The sequence below is a fragment of the Streptomyces spongiae genome (genome assembly GCF_009377185.1).
GTDB lineage: Bacteria > Actinomycetota > Actinomycetes > Streptomycetales > Streptomycetaceae > Streptomyces > Streptomyces spongiae.
This window is the reverse complement of the sequence record NZ_VJZC01000888.1, coordinates 1-2848: the sequence shown is the minus strand read 5'-3', so window position 1 is coordinate 2848 and position 2848 is coordinate 1. Positions and strand designations below refer to the sequence as shown.

At 71.4% G+C, this 2848-nt stretch carries 2 protein-coding genes; both read left to right on the top strand.

Going from position 1 to position 2848, the window contains the following annotated elements:
• The first annotated feature begins 192 nt into the window (after positions 1-192).
• Entirely contained in the window at positions 193-1236 is a 1044-nt protein-coding gene (locus FNH08_RS48245) for a rhamnogalacturonan acetylesterase (RefSeq protein WP_152778235.1), read from the top strand.
• Positions 1237-1457: 221 nt separating this feature from the next.
• The coding region (locus FNH08_RS48240; RefSeq protein WP_152778234.1) for a DUF2264 domain-containing protein at positions 1458-2848 on the top strand (1391 nt) is incomplete at its 3' end.

Below are 2848 nucleotides of genomic sequence, written 5' to 3'. Positions count from 1 at the left end.
CCTTCCGGAGGTGTGGGGAGTGGGGGGGGAGTGCGGGTGATCGGAAGGGTGACAGTTGAATCGATTTCGCGAAAGGGCTTTCACATCGGGGAAGTTGGCAATCGTGTGAAAAACTGCCGACACCTAGAAAGCGCTTGTCGGACGCGGTACGGTCCAGCGTCCAGGCCTTGTCGTCCGTCCCGAGGAGCCGCAATGAGACGTTTCACCGTCGCCGCGCTGACGGCCGCCACCCTGGGCACCGTCCTGTCGGCCGCACCGGCGCAGGCGCATCAGGGGCGCCCGGCCCTGGGGCTGGAAAACTGCACCGCGACCGCCTGCCACTTCGACGTCGCGCCCGGCACGTACGACGTGACGGTCCTCCTCGGCGGCGAGAGCGCGGCGAGTACGAGCGTCACCGGCGAGACCCGGCGCTCGCTCCTGCCCGAGACGGCCACGGCGGCGGGGGAGCGCGTGGCCCGCGGCTTCACCGTGAACGTCCGCACCCCCGAGGGTGAGCCGACCGGCGCCGAGGGCACACCCGGCCTGGACCTCGTGCTCGGCGGCTCGGCGCCCGCGCTCGCCGACATCCGCGTGACCCCGGCCAAGCACGCCCGCCAGATCTTCCTCGTCGGCGACTCCACGGTCTGCGACCAGCCCGGCGACCCGTACTCCGGCTGGGGCCAGCAGCTCCCGCAGTACCTTCGCAAGGGCGTGTCCGTCGCCAACTACGCCGACTCCGGCGAGAGCACGGTCTCCTACCTCGCCAGCCCCCAGCTGTGGGGAACGGTCCAGCCGCTGATCCGCCGCGGCGACCTGGTCCTCATCCAGCTCGCCCACAACGACAAGCAGACCGACGAGGCGACATACCGGGCGAACCTGGAGACACTGGTGGCGGGCGTCCGCGAGAAGGGCGGCAAGCCGGTGCTGGTTACGCCGATCGTCCGACGCTGGTTCAACGCGGACGGCACACTGAACAACAACACCGCGCTGCTCGTGAACGGCCTCGGCGTGGACCACCCTGCGGTCACCCGCTCGGTCGCGGCGGACAAGGGCGTCCCCCTGATCGATCTGACGGCGAAGACGAAGGCCCTCGTCGAATCTCTGGGTGTGGAAGCCTCCAAGTCGGTGTACTTGTACAACGAGAAGCGCGACAACACGCACACCTCCGTCCACGGCGCGACGGTCTACGCGGGCCTGGTCCGCGAGGAGTTGATCGCCCAGCGCCTGGTGCCCGAGGGCAAGGTGCGGGTGGAATGAGCCCCTGGGGCGTCCCGACCGGAACCGGGGCGCCCCAGGTCTGTGCGCTGGCGCTCCGCTTTTTGGGCCGGTTTTCGAGTGCGGGTTCGTTGTGGCTGGTCGCGCCCACGCGGCGGAGCCGCATATCGACACAGCCCCGCGCCCCTAAAAGGAGCGCGCCGTACGGCACCGGACTTTGATCAGTCCGCCTGACTTGGACCTACGCACGACAGGAACCCCCGATGGCCTCTGCACCCGGCGAAGACCGCAGCCTCAGCCCGTACACCGGGTACACCCGCGCCCACTGGGAGGCGGCCGCCGACTCCCTGCTTGCCGCCGTGGAGCCGTACGCGACCGCGGACCGTGCGCTGTACTACCTGCCCGGTGACCGTACGAGCTGGTCCGGGCGGCTCTCCGACGGGCTGGAGGGGTACGCCCGGACCCTTCTGCTGGCGGCGTTCCGGCGGGACGAGAAGGCGCTTCAGCGGTACGGGGACGGGCTGGCGGCCGGGGTGTCGGGGGTCTGGCCCCGCATCGAGGACCGTAGTCAGCCCCTGGTGGAGGCGGCGTCGATCGCCCTCGCCCTCCGGCTGACCCGGCCGCTGCTCTGGGACCGCCTCGACGACGCCGTACGGCAGCGCGCGGCGGACTGGCTCGGGGACGCCCTCACGGCCGAGGCCTGGCCGTGCAACTGGGAGCTGTTCCCGGTGACGGTCGGCGGGTTCCTCCAGGAGATCGGGTACGAGCCCGAGGCGTCCCGTGAGGCGATCGACCGCGGCCTGGAACGCATCGAGCAGTGGTACCTCGGCGACGGCTGGTACACCGACGGCGACGGCCGGAAGTTCGACTACTACAACGGCTGGGCGATGCACCTCTACCCGGTCCTGCACGCCTGGCTCGACGGCGACCCCCGCCTCCTGGACCTGTACGGCGGCCGACTGGAACGCCATCTCGCCGACTACGCCCGTCTGTTCGGCGGCGACGGCGCCCCGATGCACCAGGGCCGCAGCCTCACCTACCGCTTCGCCACGACGTCCCCGCTCTGGCTGGGCGCCCTCACGGGCCGTACGCCGCTCGCTCCGGGGGAGACCCGGCGCCTGGCCTCCGGTGCGCTGAAGTACTTCCTCGACCGGGGCGCGACCGACGAGCACGGCCTGCTGACCCTCGGCTGGCACGGCCCCGACACCGGTGTTCTGCAGGGCTATTCGGGCCCCGCCTCCCCGTACTGGGCGAGCAAGGGCTTCCTCGGCCTCCTCCTGCCTTCGGACCACCCGGTGTGGACAGCCCCCGAGGAACCGGGCCCGGCCGAGCGTGCGGACGCGGTGACGCCGGTCGGCCCGCCCAACTGGCTGCTCCAGTCGACCCGTGCGGACGGCGTGGTCCGCCTCCACAACCACGGCAGCGAGGACGTCCGCTACGACCCCTACTACACGCGCCTCGCCTACTCGACGGTGACGGCGCCCTCGACGTCGTACGACAACAGCGTGATCGTCGGCGACGATCCGAGCCGTACGGGGATCGAACCGCTGGGCCTCGGCGACGGCTGGGTGGCCTCGCGGCACACGGCGGGCGGGGGAGCGCGGGTGACCAGCGTCGTGCTGGTGCGCGGGGCCGTGGAGGTGCGGGTTCACCG